Consider the following 17,081-nt stretch of genomic DNA (forward strand, 5'->3'; position numbering starts at 1 on the left):
CGCGGGCACCTATTCGAAGGCGGCCGTAGCCCGTATGTTCACCGCAAGGACGGAGGGCGGACGGCCATGGGCTCCTGGATCTCGAACCGCAACCTGATGCTGACCGCGCTGGTCGCCGGCCTGCTCGTCGCGGGCGGCGTGGCATGGCTGCTTGGTGCCTCGCCCGCGCCGCCGTGGATCGCGGCGATCGTAATGATGCTGATCGTTGCAACGGTGGAGACCCTGCGCGCGCTGTGGCGGCGCCAGGCCGGCATCGACCTGTTGGCGCTGCTGACCATGGCCGGCACCCTGGTGCTTGCGGAGTATCTTGCCGGCGCCGTCATCGCGTTCATGTTCGCCAGCGGTCGGATGCTTGAGGAATACGCCGGCCGCCGGGCCCGCAAGGCGCTCACCGCCTTGCTGGAGCGGGCGCCGCGGCTGGCCCACCGGCTCACGGCCGCCGGAGCCGAGGCGGTGCCGGTGGATGCGGTGGCGGTCGGCGATCACCTGCTGGTCAAACCGGGCGAGATCGTCCCCGTCGACGGCCTGCTCTCGTCGAGTTCGGCGCAGCTCGACGAGGCGGCCCTGACCGGCGAGTCGGTGCCACGCCTGCGCGCGCGCGGCGAGCGCCTGGCGAGCGGCGTCGTCAACGCCGGCGGGCCGCTGGAGATGCAGGCCCTGGCCACCGCGGCCGACAGCACCTACGCCGGGGTGGTGCGGATGGTCGAGCAGGCGCAGGCCGGCGAGGCGCCGTTTACCCGCATGGCCGACCGCTACGCGTTGCTGTTTACCCCACTGGTGCTGCTCATTGCCGCCCTGGCGTGGGCCTATTCCGGCGAGCCGGTGCGGGCGCTCGCGGTGCTGGTGGTGGCGACGCCATGCCCGCTGATCCTGGCCGCGCCGGTGGCCATCGTGGCGGCGATCTCGCGCGCGGCCCGGCGCGGCATCCTGATCAAGAACGGGGCGGCGCTGGAGCAGCTGGCGCGGGTCAACGTCATGCTGTTCGACAAGACCGGGACCCTGACCACCGGCCTGGCGCGGCTGGTGGCAATTGAGGTACGGGCCGGTGTCGATGCCGATGAGCTGCTGCGCTTGGCCGCCTCGCTGGATCAGGTTTCACAGCACGTCACGGCGCAGTCGCTGGTGACCGAGGCGCGTCGGCGGACGTTGGCACTGAGCCTGCCCCAAGGGGCGCAGGAGCATGCAGGGGAGGGGCTGCGCGGCCGGGTCGACGGGCGCGAGGTGGCGGTCGGCTCGCTCGCGCTGGCAAGCTTCGGTGGCGAAGCCGACGCCTGGACCGCAAGCGTGCTCGAGCGGATGGAGCTCGAGGGCCTATCCGGTGCCTTCGTCGGTGTGGATGGGCGGCTGGCCGGCGTGCTGTTGCTGTCCGATCAAATCCGCCTGGATACCCCGCGTGCCCTGCGTGAGCTGCGTCGCGCAGGTGTGCGGCGCACCGTGATGCTCAGCGGCGATCGCCAGGAGATAGCGGAGGCGGTTGCCACGGCCTTGGGTGTCGATGCGGTGCTGGGCGAGCGCTCGCGGCCGGCAAGGTCGAGGCGGTCACGGCCGAACGCGCCAATGGCGTTACGGCGATGGCCGGCGACGGCATCAACGACGCCCCGGCGCTGGCGGCGGCGCACGTGGGAATCGCCATGGGCGCGCGCGGCTCGGCGGCGTCCTCGGAGGCGGGGGACGTGGTGTTGTTGGTCGATCGCTTCGACCGTCTTCCCGAAGGTCTCCGGATCGCGCAGCGCGGACGGCGCATCGCCTTGCAGAGTGTCGTGGTGGGAATGGGGCTTTCCGGGGTGGCGATGGGGTTTGCGGCGGTAGGCCTGCTGGCCCCGGTTGCCGGAGCGGTGCTGCAGGAAGGGATCGATGTGGCGGTTATTCTCAACGCGTTGCGGGCGCTGCGCTCCGACCCCGAGCAACGGCGAGCGCCGCGACTGCCGCCGGAGCTTGCTCAAGAGCTGCGGGCGCAGCATGAGCGACTGCATCCTGTGTTGGAGCGTATCGAGCGGGCGGCGAAGGCCCTCAACGACCGCGAGACGACCGATGTGCTGCCTGAGCTCGATGCGGTCGCAGAGGTTATCGCGCAGCGTCTTCTTCCACATGAGCGCGAGGACGAGGCGCAGCTTTATCCTAAGCTTGCGCCGATCGTGGGAGGGTTCGATCCGCTTGGAAGCATGAGTCGGGGGCATCGCGAGATCTTCTGCCTGGCGCGCCGTCTGGATCAACGGATCGCAGCGCTGGGGCAGGCACCGCCGGACGAGCGGCAGTTGCAGGAGCTAAGACGCCTGCTGTTCGAGCTGGATGCCGTTCTCAGATTGCACTTTGCTCAGGAAGACGAGCTGTACTTTAACCTTGAGTGAGGCCTAGGGAGACGCTGATCAATTCCTTGGTGCCGATGAGCTTTATCTTGAGATCGAGAAAGCTAGCGCTCTCGAGCCAGCGGGCAGGTGAGTGGCCGTGCCACGAAGTTCCGATAGCCGCTGAACAGCAGGATCAGCAAAAGGCTGGCGATCAGAGTGGTATCGACCAGGGCAAGCACCGCAAGTACCACGTCATGATTTTCAGGCGTCCAGACGCTGGCGATAACCAGAAACAGTTGACGCAGGCTGCCTTTATCATGGTGCAGGCCTAGGCCGGTCGGGCGCGCCTTGGGCGGCAGCTAACCCCTATGTAATCTGCTGAGCGGAACGGATGCTCGCGGCCCTTGGCATGTTTAGCTTGGGCGATGCGCCGCAACACAATAGCCTTGTGTTGGCTCGGCTGAGGCTGTCCGCGCTAAAACTGTACTGGCGGCAGCTCAGCATCGGGCGGCGACACCTGCGTAAGGCTTTCCAGCTCCAGGAAGCGCCGCAGGATAGCTTGCTCCGTACGTCCCTTCCTCCGCGCAGGAACGGGAAAGCGAGCGATCAGATGGATCTCTTCAGGCTTTGGAAAGAGCAGCGTGACCCGCGGCTGTACGGAGGGCACCTCGATTCCCTGGCGCCGCCCAACGCGCGAGATGTGTCGCTGCGCGGCGTCGATGAACTCCTCGCACACCTCTGTGGCGGCTTGCAGCAGATGTCTCTCGATGCGCACCCAGTCCTCTTTGCGCGAGGCGGGCATGACGCTTGTGTGGAGGACGTAGTCTTCGGTGTAGCTCTCGTTGACGACCGGTTCGGCAAGAAATACCGAATTAGGTATAACCACCGCACGCCCTGTGTGTTGATGGGATAGCTGGTCGGGGCCGATCTCGAGAACAGTGGTGGTTAGCATGTTCAGGTCGATTACATCGCCCCGCAGCTTCTTGACCTCGACCCGGTCGCCGATGCTGAACATGTTTGTGCTCGAGCGTAGCATGCCGCCCGTCAAGCACATCAGCAGCTCCTTGGTCGAGAGGATGATCGCCGCGGCAAACGCAACAACGGACAAAGCCAGCGTACGGAGTTGCTCGGCCCAGACCACTACGAGTAGGAACAGACAGAGCAGCACCGCCACGTTGCGCACCATAACGAGCCAGCGCCGCCGCGCCTCCAGCGTGGACCACTCCAGGCGGCGGATGCTTGCCGCAGCGAACCGATAGGCGAAAGTCAAGCCTGCAATGAGCAGTACACTGCTGATGAGCTTACTCAGAAGTGGACCTGCCGAAAAATTGGCGAATAGCTCCACGGGAACCTCAATGCTTCGCAACCCTGACGAGGCGTCGATTATCCGGCCAACTGTGGCGGCCGTCACGCGATTACCTTTGATCGGCTTCACAACTTCGATCAGAGGCGCGAAGAAGGGGCCTCGGAGGGCGGTCAACCGCGTCGCCGTACATGTCTGCCATGCCTATCAGGGGCATCAGGGCACGCGCACTGTCCGCATGGAATGCATCTTCCGGTAAGGTGACGTTAAACGCTGTATCGATGCGAGTGAGGAGTTCCGCCCGCGCCAAACTGTCTAGCCCCAGATCCCGCTCAAGGTGCGAGTCCAGGGTGATCGGAGGTAGAGCCTGCCCTGGCGGTCCCGAGCGGACTTCGGCGCTGAGCCGTGCGATAAGCGTCAGCAGGCGTGTTTCCACCCCTTCGCTGGCTGCTGCGTTTGGTTCGCCCTGCGAGTCACTCATCGGCGCGCTCCTCAAGGAGGCGTGGCGTCCCTCAATACCAGATGGGGGGAAGCCTCGTCTCGGCGACTGCGATCGGAGGGTATGGCTTGGGGGCTGCATCGGCATTAGCGGCTGGAACTGCCTACGGGAAGTGCCGGTTGATGTTGGTGAGCCGGATCTTTAATGGTGAGTTGAGAAGCGTTCCTATTTGTATTAATGTTTCGGCGTTCATCTTGTAATGAGGTTGCCGGCCGCCATGCCCCTCGTCGAGCCTTTCGTTGCGACGCTCTATCGCGATCATCACACTTGGTTGCACCGTCTGCTGCAGCGCCGCCTACCATGCGCGGAGACGGCCGCGGACCTCGTGCAGGACGTCTTCGTTCGACTGCTGGGTCGACCGGCGCTGCCGGCTATGGATGAACCGCGGGCGTACCTGGCCCGTATCGCCAACGGCTTGGCGATCGATCATCGGCGCCGGCAGGCGGTAGAGCGTGCCTGGTTGGAGACGCTGGCGGCCCTGCCCGAGGCGCAGGCGCCGTCGGCCGAGGATAGCGTGCTGATCATCGATGCGTTGGCGCGGGTCGACGCGTTGCTGGACGGGCTCAAGCCACGCGTGCGCGAGGTGTTTCTCTTATCTCGCCTGGAAGGGTTGAGTCATCCGGCTATTGCCCGCCAGTTGCAGGTCTCCTTGAGCACGGTGGAAAAGGATATGGCACTCGCGCTACGGCACTGCTACCGAGTGATGCTCGGCTGATGGCGAGCACGGCGGGCGCACCGAATACTCAGGCCGATATTCCCGAGCCGGTGCTCGAGCGTGCTATCGCGTGGGCGGTGACGCTCAATTCGGGGACGGCCTCGGCCGCCGATCGTGCCGCATTCGCCGAGTGGCTGGCGCTCGCGGCCGTACACCGTTGTGCTTGGCAGCGGATTCAGGCGGTGGAGCAGGAGTTCGCCGGCATACGCCCGCTCGGCGAGTCGGCTCATCGAACACTGCGCGGGTCCACGCGGCGGCGCCGGCGCGGCGTGCTGGCCGGTGGCTTGTGCTCGTTCGTGCTCCTGTTTTTTACGCTGTTCCTGCTGCCCATGCCCCAGCTGCAGCAGGAATACGTTACCGCCGCCGGCGAGCGGCGTACCCTCGACTTGCCGGGCGGTGCCCGGGTCTACCTCGACGGTGGCACCGTACTCACCGTCGAGCTTGGCGAGGCGCCGACTCTGCGGCTTCGCCGCGGCGAGCTGTTCGTCGACTCGGGCTTGGCGCAGGCGGCCGATAAACCGCGCGTCTGGACGGCGGACGGTGTGGCGACCCCGCTAGGCACCCGGTTCACGGTGACCAAACGCGCCGCCGGTACTGAGATCGCCGTGACCGAGGGCGACGTGCTGCTTGCAACGGCTACCGGTGAGAGCCTCGCTACCGCCCGTGTCGGCGAGCGTTGGCGCCTTGCCGACGGCGTCGCGGTAGCGGTGGCTAACAACGGGCTGCGTCCCGGCGCTTGGCGCGAAGGCATCATCGAGGCGGACGATGCCCCGCTCGGCGAGGTGTTGGAGGCGCTTGCGCGGCACCGCCGCGGCTGGTTGCACTACGACGCCGAGGCCGCCGCGCTGCGCGTGAGCGGTGTATTCCGTCTGGACGATGCCGACGGCGCCTTGGTGGTGCTTGAGGGTACGCTGCCGGTCCGTGTTGAGCGCCGCACGCCGTGGTGGGTAAGCGTCCGGCACAAATAGCCTAAATTTCTTTTACGGGGTCGGGCCGGTTCGTTCGGCAAGGAAGGTAGAACAACCTCATCTCGAACGGAAAGAGCCCTAACAATATGTCTCACCATCTTTGTTCCCGGCGCGCGCTACCGGCGTTTTCCCTTTCCTTGGGTCTTGCTCTGCTGGCGGCCGCACCGCCTACGGTGGAGGCAGCCGCTGGCGAGCAAAGCGTGCGGGCGACACAGCACTTCGACATCCCGGCCGGCCCGCTGGCGCAGGCGCTTAACACGCTGGCGCGCCAAGGCGGGTTGACGCTGTCGGTTGATCCCGCGGCGGTGGCCGGCCAGCGCGTCGCCGGCATGCAAGGCGAATTCGCGGTCGCCGACGCACTTGACCAGCTCCTCGCCGGGACTGGGCTGCACTACCGCTTCGCAGGCCCCCGCACGGTCATCGTCGAGCAGACCGCCGCTGCGCCGCAAGGCGCGGTACTTTCCCCCTTGCGTGTAGCCGCTGGCGCCGGCCGCGGCGATGGCGCGGAGGGGATGCACGGCGTCGGGCTCTCCCGCGGCGATATAGAGCGGCGCAATCCCGCCAGCGTCAAGGAATTGTTCGCCGCCGAGAGCAGCGTAGCCGTCAGTGGCGGTCCGTCGCTGTCGCAGAAGGTGTTCGTTAACGGCATCGACGAGAACAACCTTGCGGTCAGCATCGACGGTGCGCGCCAGAACAATCGCGTCTTTCACCACGCCGGGACTAATATCATCGATCCGGCACTGCTCAAGCTCGCCCGTGTCGATGCGGGCGTTGCGCCGGCCGACGCCGGCCCTGGCGCCCTTGGCGGCGCTATCGTCTATGAGACGGTGGACGTCGATGACTTGCTCGCACCTGGGCGCAGCCTTGGCGGTTTCGTGACCGGCGGCTTCGCCAGCAATGGCGAGACCTGGCGGACCGGCGCCGCTACCTACGGCCGCGCGGGCAGCTTTGAGGCCCTGGGCTATGTCCAGCGCGCGCAGGGCGACGACTACAAGGACGGTGCCGGCGATACCGTTCCCGGCACCCGTACCGATCTGCTGAGCCTGCTTGGGAAGCTCGCCTACGAGCAGGACGGCCACCGCGTCGAGTTTTCGGCCGAACAGCTCCGCGACCATGCGAAGCGGCCGTTCCGTGCCAACATCGGCGCGTGATCGGCCGGCCGGACCCGGAAATGCGCCGCTACGAGATGACCCGGCGCAACTATGTGCTGAGTTATACCACTCCCGGTGCGAGCGGTCTGTGGGATCCCGAGATCGTGCTCGGTTACGGGGTGACCGAGCTGGCGGTGCCCGAGCCTTTCGGCAGCGACGGCGAAACCAGCAGCCTGTCGCTGAAGTTCGCCAACAACCTGCATCTATCGCCGCGCAGCGTGATCGCCGTCGGCACCGACGTCTACCGCGACCGCGCCAGTTATGCCGAGCCGGACACCTCGGAGGTGCGCGAGCAGATTACCAACGTCGGCGCATTTGCGCAGGCGCGGCTGCAGCCGCTTGATCCGCTGCGCCTCTCGGCGGGCCTGCGGGCGGACCGCCAGGAGTTCGAGGGCTTGGACGGCACCGAGTTCGATGATAGCGGGCTGAGCGGCAACGTCAGCATCGCCTACGACATCACCGATGCCCTCACGTTGACAGCGGCGGCTTCGAACGTCTGGGGCGGTATCACCCTGGCGGAGAATTTCATCCTGAACCCGGCCTGGGAGTACGACCCCATCGACCCCGTCCGCGCCCGTAGCCAGACGGTCGGTTTTGTCTACGAGACCGGCCCGTTCAGCCTTGACGGCCGGGTATTCCGCACCGACTTCGACAACGCGCGCGAGGCGTCCTGGCGCGGCGGTCCTTCGGAAACCATCGACTTCCGCAGTGAAGGCTACTCGTTAGGCGCCGGTTACCGCTGGGCGCAGGGCTTCGCTCGGCTCAGCTATACCGACAGCGAGATCAGCGTTGACGGCGACTCGACTAGCTCCTACACGATCCGTGCGCACGGCGCCCCGCTGGGCCGGATCTTCAATCTAGAGCTGGCGTACTGGCTGGCGCCGATAGACGTCATGCTCGGCGGTACCCTGGAGGCGGCGCTCAAAATAAAGATACCGTGGACGCCGGCGCGGCCGCTGGAGGCCTACGAGGTGGTCAACGTCTACGCCGAATACCGGCCGCGCGGGGTGGATGGGTTGAGCCTGCGCCTGGAGGTGAGCAATCTCTTCGACGAGACTTACGCCCAGCGCGCCACCTACGGCCAGGACTTCGAAGACATCCGGCCGCTCGCCGAGCCCGGCCGCTCGTTCGCCCTCAACGCCCGGATGGAGTTCTAGCATGAAAGGCGTAAGTGCGGGCCGGCATCCGCTCGCGGTGACTCAGCGGCTGTTGCTCGTGGTGGTCGGGGGGTACTTGTTGAGCGCGGCGGCGGTTGCTCTGGGCGGGTTGCTGCTTACCGGCGTGCTGGCACCGAGCGAGGCGGTGGCGCTGAGCGCGATGCTCGGTTTCATCCTCTATCTCGTGTTGCTGCTCTGGGGCTTTGCCGAGCGTAGCCTCGGGCGGCTGTGGTGGCTGCTTGGCGGTGGCGCCGTACTCGGGCAGGTGGTGGTGCAGGCGCTGGCGTGGAGCGGAGGCTGAAGTGGGCGAGAGTTTCGGACGCGCGATGACTTGGCTGCATACCTGGGCCGGTTTAGTTCTGGGCGCGGTGCTGTTTGCCGTGTTCTGGATGGGTACGCTCAGCGTGTTCCACGAGGAGTTGGATCGCTGGATGCAGCCGGCCACGCGGCTGCCGCCGCCGCCCGCGGTAATCTCGCTCGATCGTCTCGTGGTGCCGCTGGCGGCCACGGAAGCGGTGGGGGCGTCGCAATGGGGGCTGATGCTGCCGACCGCGCGGGAGCCGATGGCGCAGTTTTTCTACCGCGCTCCCGATGGCGGCTTCGTCGTCCACGCGATCGACCCGCACACCGGTGCGCTTCTACCCGAGCCGGGCAGTGCGGGTGCTACCGGCTTTATCGTGCCGTTTCACTATGGCTTGCATATCGAGTGGCGCCGGCTTGGCTATTGGCTGGTCGGTGCCGCCTCCATGGGTATGCTCGTGCTGCTCGTCTCGGGGGTGGTGGTCCATCGACGGCGTTTCAAAGAGTTCTTCACCTTTCGCCCCGACAAGCGCCTGCCGCGCGCCACCCTCGACTTGCACAATCTTACGGGGATGGTGGCCCTGCCGTTCCACTTTCTGATCACCCTCACAGGGGTGATCCTCTTCATGGAGGTGTACTTTCCAAGTGCAGCGGATCTGGCCTACCGCAGCGCTGACAACCCGCGGGGGAGTTTCTTCGCCGATGCCTTCGGCGGTTTCCGTCGTCCGCTCCTGAACGAGTCGGGCGAACTCGTCTCGCTGGATGCCATGGTAGTGGAGGCGTCGGCCCGCTGGTCGGGCAGTCCGCCGCGCTTCGTTCGGGTCTGGCATCCGGGCGATGCCAATGCCTACGTGGAGGTGCGGCGTACGTACGCCGATCAGGCATCGCTCACCCGGGGGCAGATCTTCTTCGACGCGGGGAGCGGCCGGATCCTGCATCAATTCGACACCGCACCGGTGATGAGCACGCAGCGCTTTCTCTCCGGCCTGCACTTCATTGCTTTCGACCACTGGGCGCTGCGCTGGCTCTATTTCCTCGCCGGTCTAGCCGGCTGCGCGATGATCGCCACCGGCTTTGTGTTCTGGCTGGAGGCGCGACGGCGCCGGCATGCGGGCACCGCTATGGGAGGCCGGCGCTTGGTGGAGGCACTGACCGTAGCCTCCGTGACCGGCATCATCGCTGCCACGTTGGCTCTGCTGGTGGCCAACCGCCTGTTGCCGGCTGATGCGAGCATGGGCAGCACCGGCCGCTCGGAACTTGAAGTGTGGGTGTTCTGGGCCGTCTGGCTCGTCGCTTTCGCCCACGCTAGCTTGCGCGGTACCCGCGCCTGGCGCGATCAAACCTGGGCGATCGGTGGGCTAGCCTTTACTGCTGTGCTGCTCAACGGGCTGACTACCGGGCATCACCCGCTGGCTGCACTGCAGGCGCAGCTGTGGGCAGTGGCGGGGGTGGATGCCGTGCTGCTCATGACTGGCGCCGCTGCGCTGGCTGTCGCTATCCGGCTAGGTCGCCGTGGGACGCCGCACACCCTAGGAGTGGATGGGAATGGTTGACGGTATGCTTCTGGCGGTGATCGTTGTCTGCGCCTACCTGGGGATGGCGATGCTGGCGCTTTCCCAACCTCCCCACTGGCGGCGAGTCGCGGGCGAGCCCGGGGCACCGCCTGGGTGCCCCCGCCGTCCACGACGGATCGCGGTGCTGTTGTTGGCAGCCAGTCTAGTCGTCGCACTGCTCCGCGATGGCCCGGTGTTTGGCAGCGTGCTCTGGGTGATGGTACTGAGTGCCGCCGCTGCGGCGGTTGCCGTGACGCTGGCATGGCAACCGCGGACGCTGGCACAGTTAGTACGATTGGTGGACTCCGCGCACCGTGGCTGATCAGTCAATCGTGGTAGCCTTGGCGGAGGGTCAATCGTCGATCTCGCCCATGGCGGATTGCAGGTAGTTTTGCAGTCCTAGCTGTTGGATCAAGTCCTGGTTGGTCTCGAGGAAGTCGATGAACTCTTCCGCATCGTCCAGGAACTCCACCAGCATGGCGCGGCTGACGTAGTCTCCTTCCGCCTCGCACAGTTTGATCCCGTCCACCAGCACATCGCGGTAGCCGTGCTCGGCGCGCAGGTCGCAGTCGATGATCTCGGGCACCTCCTCGCCGAGCAGTAGCTTGTTCAAATCCTGGAGGTTGGGCAGGCCCTCCAGGAAGAGTACGCGCTGGATGAGTTTGTCGGCGTGCTTCATGGCCTTGATGGACGCCTTGTAATCGCGCTCGTTCAGCTCGCGGTAACCCCAGTTCTTGAGCATGCGGGCATGCAGGAAATACTGGTTGATGTTGGTCAGCTGAACCTTGAGCACTCCGTTCAGGTGCTTGATGATGGTCTGATGGCCCTTCATTTGGAAACTCTCCCATCCGCTTGGCTTTGCAGGTAGTTCTGAATGCCTATAGCGTCGATCAGGCGAAGCTGCTGCTCAAGCCAGTGAGTATGATCCTCCTCAGTGTCGTAGAGCAGACCGAGGAGCAGGTCGCGAGTGACGTAGTCCCCCTTCTGCTCGACCAAGGCGATGACGCGGCGCAGCTCGGAGACCACCTTCAGCTCCATGTCTAGGTCGGCTTGGAGCATGCCCGGCACGTCGCCGGCAATGGTGGGCGTCTGGCGGGCGCCGAGATCGGGTTTGCCTTGCAGAAACAGGATGCGGCGGATCAGCTTCTGGGCGTGTTCCAGCTCCTCCTCCTGCTCGTGCTTGATCCGCTCATAGAGCCGGTATAGGCCCATGTCCTCGTAGACGTGAGCGTGGACGAAGTACTGGTCCGCCGCCGTCATCTCATAAGCCAAGAGACCATTGAGTTCGGCAATGATGGTAGTGTCGCCCCGCATCGGTACGCTCCTGCTTAGGAATAACTCGTCCGCTAGACCTGAAAGATAAGACTTTGGAGGGTTGAGAGCAAGTCTAAACGTTGTAAAAACAAAGGGTTAATGGTAATGAGAACAAAAAACGGTCGCATGTAGATGCCAATTGTTCCTCCGGAAACATTCGAAGGCCGTGTGTTGGCGCGACCTGCTGATCGCGAAATGGCGACTTCAATCCGCCATCCACTGCAAGTATCCGCCCGTGGTAGTAGTCGTTCCCTAGCACATGGCGCAGCAAGTGGGTGATCTCCTCACGGTGTCGAATCGGCCCGGCGGAATGCCCGCTAGCACGTCCGGCCGCGTGCGGGTCATCATCGGCATCTCGCTGAAGCCGGGCGCGATCCCCACCAGTTCCTGTGCCCAGGCACTGTCACTGCCACGCCGTGCTCCCTCGCCTTAGCACCACTAGCGATTCATTATCGGGTTCCGGGACGATCAACAGATCTCCGAGCGCCGCGGCGTCGGCAGAGTACGGCCGATCGGTATACTCGGTCACAAGGGTCGGCTCCTCAAGTTCGCCAAGCTCAACCAACGCATACCCTTGATCGCGACGAATGAGCAGGGGAGCCCCGGCACCGTCTAACGCGAACCCCTCGAAGCCGCGCAGGCCAGGCATTCGGTAAGCGCCGATGGGTGAGACATCGGCGCCGTCGACAGCGTATACCCGCATCTCGTTACTTCCGCCCACAAACAAGCGCTCATTGTTCGCGGCAAGGAACTCTGGCGGTAGCGTCTCCTCGGATTCAACGAAGCCGTAACCGAGCTGCTCTACTCGTCCCTCACGCAACGCGAAAACCTGTTCTCCGATCTCAACCAGCGCGTCCGTCGCGCCCGGCAGGTGGTCTCGTACGATCAAGTCCCCCGTCTCGGTGTTGACGGACAAGTCGTGGATCCCGTCGTCTCCCCACACGCGAATTTCGCCCTCTCGGGCAAGAAGCCCCCGTCCACCGAATAAGGACGCGCGTGCAATCTGCAGAGGGTTGGACGACGCCGAGGGGGCGAAAATGGCTACACCCGCTGTCGTCAGTACCGCCAAGCGTGGCTCGGTACCAACGCGAAACGCTGCGTGAGCGAGATAATCGGGTGCGTCGAGGCGCGCCAGTTCCAGCCATTGCGTTTGCCGAACGTCGATGGCCAAGCGTCGCCGCTCCTCCAGCGCCGCAACGGCGTCAGTAGTGGAAACCGTATCTTCGCCCTCTGCGGGACGCTCGTTGCGCCAGCGCAACTGCCCTTCGTATTCTTCCCGACCCAGTAGTATGTGCCCGCGTGCCAAACCCGAGCTACGGGCGAAACTCCTTATCAAGGTTCGCCCGGCTAACGTTTCCACCGCTATCGGTTCCCGCGGCGCAAGGCCGGTTACGACGAACTCCCACAAATGACGCTCACGGATGCGATCCGCCGGATCGATAATCCACTTTGGCGAAAACTGCGCTTGTTTGGCGTAACAGCGATTGACGGCTTCGGCCCAAGCACCTAGCGCGGCAGACCTAACCGTATCAGAGGCAGGCCGCGCGATCGCGGGTAAGGTGATCAGGCGCGTGCCGCGCGAGGTTTGAATCAGCACGCGGCACGGGTAGGGATTGTCGAAGTACTCTTGGGGGATCCTATCGAGGGGCACCTCGACCGTGACAGTGGCAACGAACGGACTCGGCGGTTCCAACTGAATGTAGGGTGCGAAAACGTTGAGCGGATCGTCCTCCGGTCGCACGCGCGGCATGCACATCGTCGGTGTAATCAACGCCGTGCGGCTGGTGCTGATGAAATTGAAGCGCTCACCGGTGGACGAGTGCGGCTCAAAGAAGAGTGTAATCGTCGCCTTCAGGCGCGCGAATGCCTCAGAGTGTTCGCCTGCAAGGGCAAGCCCCGCGCTACTGGCTGCGCCGCAGGGCAGGTGTGGCGTTTCCAACCGAAACGGCTCGACGTCCAACGAGCGAAGGTCGTAGTCGCGAGCGAGCCGCCGTTGCCAGAAGGTGGTACCCGACAGGATGATCGCATCGGGGCGTGCGACTAAGCGGCTGAGCTCCGGAAAACCGCCTCCGGGTAGCGCAGTGGACGTAAATGCCCGTGTGCATAAGAATTCGTCGCGGTCGCTATGAGGACGCATGCACGTATCCAGCGGCGGATCTATTCGACCGCCGCGATTCATTTCAATCAGAGCAACGATCGGGATCAAGATGGGCAAGAGAAAACCGCCGACGTAGCCGCCCCACGAGCTCCTTTCCTGGTCAATCAAGTGCGCGCCGACATACGGCCAGAAGGTCGTTATGAGCAAGGTGCAAGCTGCGGTGTCGAGATCGTTCTTCCAGGTGTTTACCTTGATAAACTGCTGCAACGCCCCTGGGTCGTAAGGATCACGATTAGTCGAAGGTATCGCCGTCAACTCGACGCGCACCTGCACGTCCAAACCGATATCAAAAGAGCCCAATGCTCCCAGGTTGCAGGCGTCGATCGCGTCGGCCCGAAAGCTCAGCATGACCTGCCCTTGCTCGGGGCCGGACGCTTTCCACGCCGCGCCTATCTCATCGAGGACCCTTACGTTGCGACGGCGCCGCATGCGCGCTCCAACCGTTCTCTTGGCCGCTTCCGTCACGAAGTAGGGGTCGGCAATAATGGCCCACCGGCGCGTCTCGATCCCGGACGGACCAAGATCGATGACTGACTCGGTATCGGTGTAGAACGTCTCCCATGCATCGGAGCTTACCGGATAGTTGCCGATCTCCAGGCGCAATACGAGCACGGATTCGGCATCTAGAACACGCAGCGCGTTGCCGGGATCGGCGATTTCCATCGTCTGGTGCTCCCGCAATGTAGCAGACAGACCGCAGTTCGCGATTGTAGGTGTGTCGCCAAGTTCGGTGAGAGCACCGACATTGATTTGCAAATTACTTGGGGACAGGCGTGCACGCAGGCGGCCTTCTATCGCGGCCAGATCGAGACCGGTCGGGCCACCCTCGATCCCGGTAAAGCTTATGGTGAAGTAAACCTCATTATCGACGTTACGAACTTGCAAGGAAAAGACAATATGCACGTCGAGAGCCTGAGGGTTGCTCGGTCCATCCGTGCCGCCCTGCGCCAGATCATCGAGTGTCGCCACGGATACCGTCGCCGGCTGCACCAATTGCACGCGCTTCGCGCCGGTAATGTATTCGATGCGCGGCTGAACAGGCCCCGGCGGAGGAAAAGAGTCGCGGACAAAGACTGTCTGCGTCTCATCGACCAAGCGTGCAAAGGCATAGCCGAAGCTGATTCCGGACACGACAGAGGGGCCGAGCGGCGTAATGAACTCGTCCGGGACACAAAGCGGTATCCTGCGCAATCTCTCACGTAGAGCAAGCGCCGTATTCAGCACCGAAGTTTGATACTGGATGATCTTTCCCAAGAGCGGCGCCTCCTATATGGAAGCCGTCATCACCGAAGCCGCTTACAAAGCGGGTTCGACCCCATCGTATTCCGTTGCCGCTTGATGTATGGGGGTTTGCTTTGCTAGCGCAAAGACAGGGCGCCGATGTCGATCAAGTGATCGCAAAGCCATATACCCACTGCAGCCGCGTTATTGCGATAATGCTTAGCCACACATGAGTGGCTGGAGTATTCCTTTCGAGGTACCGAGCCGGCCCGGCCATCGCACGCGCCCGTCGCTATCGCACCACTGAGATCCAAGCCGCTTCGCGCACCCTGGTGCCCCGGATTCGATCCCCTTATGCTTTCGCCGTACCGAAGATCACGACTTGGACAAGTTGGTCAGAGTTCGGAGAGCAGGCCGGAGTCGCGTTTTGACCGCTTGCCGATTCGCTGAGCAGGCAAATCTAAGCGTGAAGACGTACTCGTAGCCTGCTAGGCGAGCTCTTGAACATTATTCTTGGGGTTTGGGGTGAAAATAAGAAAAACTTTATTTTTTTATTCTCTCGCGGTCATCGTTCTTTTGCTTTGTTGGGTGAATGCTGCCGATATGGGGTTTGCGCAACAGAACGTTTGGCCGGGCGCGTTCGGCTTTGTCGGTTTTAGTGTTGCTCTGCTATCGCTGTATGGCTTTCTCGCCGCAAAAAAGAGTTTGGTGCGATCCTCGTAACCAGCCCTTTCCTTATCGGGGCGGTGTACATGGTAGTAATGGCCGGACTGATCGGGAAGATTGATTCGACGCCGATCCAGCGATGGCAAGATCACGATCTGCAAGCGGTGCGCGACGCATTTGATAAAGTAGTCGAGGAGCCGACCATCGCCGCGACGCTAGGAAGCGCCGTCTACCGAGTTCGTCTTGGCGATGATTATCGGTTTGTGGCTGCCGGGCCTGGTTACGCAATCGTTTCAAAAGCGCGTAGCGGTTGGGCGATCAGCCGGCATTTGACCATCGTTAGCGTTGGGGCAAATCTATCTCGCCAGCTAGATAGCCCCGATGGGATTATTCACCGGGTGGTTCCGCGGGAATTTCCTGAGGTGGCGGCTTTACTGGTCGAAGAGCGCGGGCTCGACCAGATCTGGTTATTCGGGGGCAGAGGGCGTCGCGAGCGTTTGATGAAAGTTTGTCTCTGAGTGCCGCTAAGCAGACATGGTTGGAGTGGCACCATCCCGATCAGTTGTTGCTTTTCTTGCGGCTGGACGAGGATATGCTCCGTCCAGAGGTGCGGGAAGGCATCTTGTACTACGAAATCGCCGGGGAGCCGCGAGGACGGTACTGGGGCGTGCCAATTTTCAAACTGGAAGAGACTTACGACTCGAGGTTAGGGAATATCTATGTGGCCGACCCCTTGCTTGAAGCACTGTTTCTTACCATCGCGGAAGCGGGAAGCCCCAGCCGGTTGCGGCCTTCTCCGATTGGTGGACGGGTAAGACTTTATCGCACCGTGCATGAGTCCTTTCCGCGTCGACGGGAAGAGAGTGCCAAGTTTTCCGAACTGATTCAGGATCCGTATTTTCGGTTTGTTCGTGGCGATATTTCCGACCAGGAATTGCTAGGGCTGCCTGGGGGGCAGCAGCGGTACGAGCTGATCGAGAAGAAGCATGTCGAGCGATATTTATGGTCTTACTTCAGGGATGGCTTTCCCTATCATGTCCCTTTTGAGCGGGAGTTCGTGAAACTTAATGCCCAAGGCGAGCCTCTTCCGGTCGATGCACAGGCGTGGGACTGCGTTCTGGATCGCTCTACAGGGTTAGTCTGGGAGGCGAAGGCTGAGGAAGGACCGCGTGCTTATCGTAAAGTATATCGTTGGCATGTTGAGGAAGATTCAGCGCGTGGACGATACTGGGGGTACGGGAGCGAGCCACAGGGCGTTTGCGAGCAAAGCCTATGCGACGCAGCCGCGTACGTGGACCTAGTCAACGACATGCAGTTATGTGGCTTTGACGATTGGCGAGTGCCGGTCCAACAGGAAATGGCCAGTATCGTTCTGCCAGAAGGGCCGAACCAGGTGTTTTTCCCGAATCGTCTGCGGAAGGGGGCATTTGGTAACGACCCGTATGGCCCGGATGATATGACGGGGCCATTCTGGGTCGCGCCCATAGCCGCTATGTCCGTTCGTCCGGAGGGGGGAAGGCCTGCTCGGTGGAATGGCGTTTGGGGACGAGAGTACTCCTGGATTGACAGGGCGCCGACAGGAGCCGAGAGTCATCTTCGATTAGTTCGGGGGGTGGCTCCTGCGCTGTTGCCTTGCTATGGAGGTGTCAATCCGTTTGACGATGGCACTGCATGTTTGACGGAGCCCTATCATCCGGGGTTTTGACCGCCAGGTTTAGGGCCTGACGCGGCTGCTTTATTCGCGGCATCAGCTAGCCCGAGTGCTCCTTACGGGCCGTCGGAGAGGCA

Annotated in this window: 17 protein-coding genes; 11 read left to right on the forward strand and 6 right to left on the reverse strand. The window is 63.2% G+C overall.

What is annotated here, in order from left to right; genetic code table 11:
• Positions 1-66 precede the first annotated feature (66 nt).
• On the forward strand, positions 67-1,809 hold the full coding sequence (locus CAI21_RS14380) for a heavy metal translocating P-type ATPase (protein ID WP_220348317.1): 1,743 nt from the start codon (positions 67-69) through the stop codon (positions 1,807-1,809).
• Positions 1,749-2,348: a hemerythrin domain-containing protein gene (locus CAI21_RS24005; protein ID WP_220348324.1), complete on the forward strand. Its 600-nt coding sequence runs from the start codon at positions 1,749-1,751 to the stop codon at positions 2,346-2,348. The genes CAI21_RS14380 and CAI21_RS24005 overlap by 61 nt, the downstream gene beginning before the upstream one ends.
• Positions 2,349-2,410: 62 nt before the next feature.
• Here CAI21_RS24005 and CAI21_RS26040 read toward each other — a convergent pair whose 3' ends face one another.
• The 3 genes from CAI21_RS26040 to CAI21_RS14395 form a co-directional block, all read right to left on the reverse strand.
• Complete coding sequence (locus CAI21_RS26040; RefSeq protein ID WP_404840879.1) at positions 2,411-2,539, reverse strand: YqhA family protein; 129 nt, start codon at positions 2,537-2,539, stop codon at positions 2,411-2,413.
• A 224-nt stretch (positions 2,540-2,763) separates the two neighbouring features.
• On the reverse strand, positions 2,764-3,723 hold the full coding sequence (locus CAI21_RS14390; protein ID WP_116302920.1) for a mechanosensitive ion channel family protein: 960 nt from the start codon (positions 3,721-3,723) through the stop codon (positions 2,764-2,766).
• Positions 3,704-4,072: an acyl carrier protein gene (locus CAI21_RS14395; protein WP_116348265.1), complete on the reverse strand. Its 369-nt coding sequence runs from the start codon at positions 4,070-4,072 to the stop codon at positions 3,704-3,706. The genes CAI21_RS14390 and CAI21_RS14395 overlap by 20 nt, the downstream gene beginning before the upstream one ends.
• Before the next feature lie 235 nt (positions 4,073-4,307).
• Between CAI21_RS14395 and CAI21_RS14400 the strand changes: the two genes are divergently transcribed.
• The 7 genes from CAI21_RS14400 to CAI21_RS14430 all read left to right on the forward strand — a co-directional run bounded on the left by CAI21_RS14400 (position 4,308) and on the right by CAI21_RS14430 (position 10,256).
• Positions 4,308-4,805, forward strand: coding sequence for a sigma-70 family RNA polymerase sigma factor (locus CAI21_RS14400; protein ID WP_220348327.1), 498 nt, complete (start codon positions 4,308-4,310; stop codon positions 4,803-4,805).
• Positions 4,805-5,773: a FecR family protein gene (locus CAI21_RS14405; RefSeq protein ID WP_116302923.1), complete on the forward strand. Its 969-nt coding sequence runs from the start codon at positions 4,805-4,807 to the stop codon at positions 5,771-5,773. Before CAI21_RS14400 ends, CAI21_RS14405 begins: the two co-directional genes overlap by 1 nt.
• Before the next feature lie 86 nt (positions 5,774-5,859).
• Positions 5,860-6,924, forward strand: coding sequence for a TonB-dependent receptor (locus tag CAI21_RS14410; RefSeq protein WP_116302924.1), 1,065 nt, complete (start codon positions 5,860-5,862; stop codon positions 6,922-6,924).
• A 20-nt stretch (positions 6,925-6,944) separates the two neighbouring features.
• Complete coding sequence (locus CAI21_RS14415) at positions 6,945-8,081, forward strand: TonB-dependent receptor domain-containing protein (RefSeq protein WP_147305125.1); 1,137 nt, start codon at positions 6,945-6,947, stop codon at positions 8,079-8,081.
• Position 8,082: 1 nt separating this feature from the next.
• Positions 8,083-8,382 carry a hypothetical protein gene (locus tag CAI21_RS14420; protein ID WP_116302926.1) on the forward strand — a complete coding sequence of 100 codons (300 nt, stop codon included), beginning with the start codon at positions 8,083-8,085 and terminating at the stop codon, positions 8,380-8,382.
• A 25-nt stretch (positions 8,383-8,407) separates the two neighbouring features.
• On the forward strand, positions 8,408-9,934 hold the full coding sequence (locus CAI21_RS14425; protein WP_116302952.1) for a PepSY-associated TM helix domain-containing protein: 1,527 nt from the start codon (positions 8,408-8,410) through the stop codon (positions 9,932-9,934).
• Positions 9,927-10,256, forward strand: a complete 330-nt coding sequence (locus CAI21_RS14430; protein ID WP_220348330.1) for a DUF3325 family protein — start codon at positions 9,927-9,929, stop codon at positions 10,254-10,256. The genes CAI21_RS14425 and CAI21_RS14430 overlap by 8 nt, the downstream gene beginning before the upstream one ends.
• A gap of 30 nt (positions 10,257-10,286) precedes the next feature.
• On the opposite strand, the gene bfr (CAI21_RS14435) is transcribed toward CAI21_RS14430, so the two are convergent.
• The 3 genes from bfr (CAI21_RS14435) to CAI21_RS14445 all read right to left on the reverse strand — a co-directional run bounded on the left by bfr (CAI21_RS14435) (position 10,287) and on the right by CAI21_RS14445 (position 14,660).
• On the reverse strand, positions 10,287-10,766 hold the full coding sequence (bfr, locus tag CAI21_RS14435) for a bacterioferritin (RefSeq protein WP_116302927.1): 480 nt from the start codon (positions 10,764-10,766) through the stop codon (positions 10,287-10,289).
• Positions 10,763-11,248: a bacterioferritin gene (bfr, locus tag CAI21_RS14440; protein ID WP_116302928.1), complete on the reverse strand. Its 486-nt coding sequence runs from the start codon at positions 11,246-11,248 to the stop codon at positions 10,763-10,765. Before bfr (CAI21_RS14440) ends, bfr (CAI21_RS14435) begins: the two co-directional genes overlap by 4 nt.
• A gap of 403 nt (positions 11,249-11,651) precedes the next feature.
• Complete coding sequence (locus CAI21_RS14445; protein ID WP_116302929.1) at positions 11,652-14,660, reverse strand: hypothetical protein; 3,009 nt, start codon at positions 14,658-14,660, stop codon at positions 11,652-11,654.
• 719 nt (positions 14,661-15,379) lie between these two features.
• Between CAI21_RS14445 and CAI21_RS14455 the strand changes: the two genes are divergently transcribed.
• Complete coding sequence (locus CAI21_RS14455) at positions 15,380-15,811, forward strand: hypothetical protein (RefSeq protein WP_116302931.1); 432 nt, start codon at positions 15,380-15,382, stop codon at positions 15,809-15,811.
• A complete protein-coding gene (locus CAI21_RS14460) occupies positions 15,802-16,998 on the forward strand; it encodes an Lcl domain-containing protein (RefSeq protein WP_116348260.1) in 1,197 nt (398 codons plus the stop codon). The genes CAI21_RS14455 and CAI21_RS14460 overlap by 10 nt, the downstream gene beginning before the upstream one ends.
• The last annotated feature ends 83 nt before the right edge of the window (positions 16,999-17,081 follow it).

It is taken from the genome of Alkalilimnicola ehrlichii (assembly GCF_003399765.1).
In the GTDB taxonomy this organism is placed as follows: Bacteria; Pseudomonadota; Gammaproteobacteria; order Nitrococcales; family AK92; genus AK92.

What these genes read in the sequence shown, in the direction of transcription:
- CAI21_RS14380 (WP_220348317.1), top strand. Translation starts at nt 67, where the DNA reads ATGGGCTCCTGGATCTCGAACCGCAACCTGATGCTGACCGCGCTGGTC.
- CAI21_RS14395 (WP_116348265.1), bottom strand. Translation starts at nt 4,072, where the DNA reads ATGAGTGACTCGCAGGGCGAACCAAACGCAGCAGCCAGCGAAGGGGTG.
- CAI21_RS14400 (WP_220348327.1), top strand. Translation starts at nt 4,308, where the DNA reads ATGCCCCTCGTCGAGCCTTTCGTTGCGACGCTCTATCGCGATCATCAC.
- CAI21_RS14405 (WP_116302923.1), top strand. Translation starts at nt 4,805, where the DNA reads ATGGCGAGCACGGCGGGCGCACCGAATACTCAGGCCGATATTCCCGAG.
- CAI21_RS14410 (WP_116302924.1), top strand. Translation starts at nt 5,860, where the DNA reads ATGTCTCACCATCTTTGTTCCCGGCGCGCGCTACCGGCGTTTTCCCTT.
- CAI21_RS14415 (WP_147305125.1), top strand. Translation starts at nt 6,945, where the DNA reads ATGCGCCGCTACGAGATGACCCGGCGCAACTATGTGCTGAGTTATACC.
- CAI21_RS14420 (WP_116302926.1), top strand. Translation starts at nt 8,083, where the DNA reads ATGAAAGGCGTAAGTGCGGGCCGGCATCCGCTCGCGGTGACTCAGCGG.
- CAI21_RS14425 (WP_116302952.1), top strand. Translation starts at nt 8,408, where the DNA reads ATGACTTGGCTGCATACCTGGGCCGGTTTAGTTCTGGGCGCGGTGCTG.
- CAI21_RS14430 (WP_220348330.1), top strand. Translation starts at nt 9,927, where the DNA reads ATGGTTGACGGTATGCTTCTGGCGGTGATCGTTGTCTGCGCCTACCTG.
- bfr (WP_116302927.1), bottom strand. Translation starts at nt 10,766, where the DNA reads ATGAAGGGCCATCAGACCATCATCAAGCACCTGAACGGAGTGCTCAAG.
- bfr (WP_116302928.1), bottom strand. Translation starts at nt 11,248, where the DNA reads ATGCGGGGCGACACTACCATCATTGCCGAACTCAATGGTCTCTTGGCT.
- CAI21_RS14455 (WP_116302931.1), top strand. Translation starts at nt 15,380, where the DNA reads ATGGTAGTAATGGCCGGACTGATCGGGAAGATTGATTCGACGCCGATC.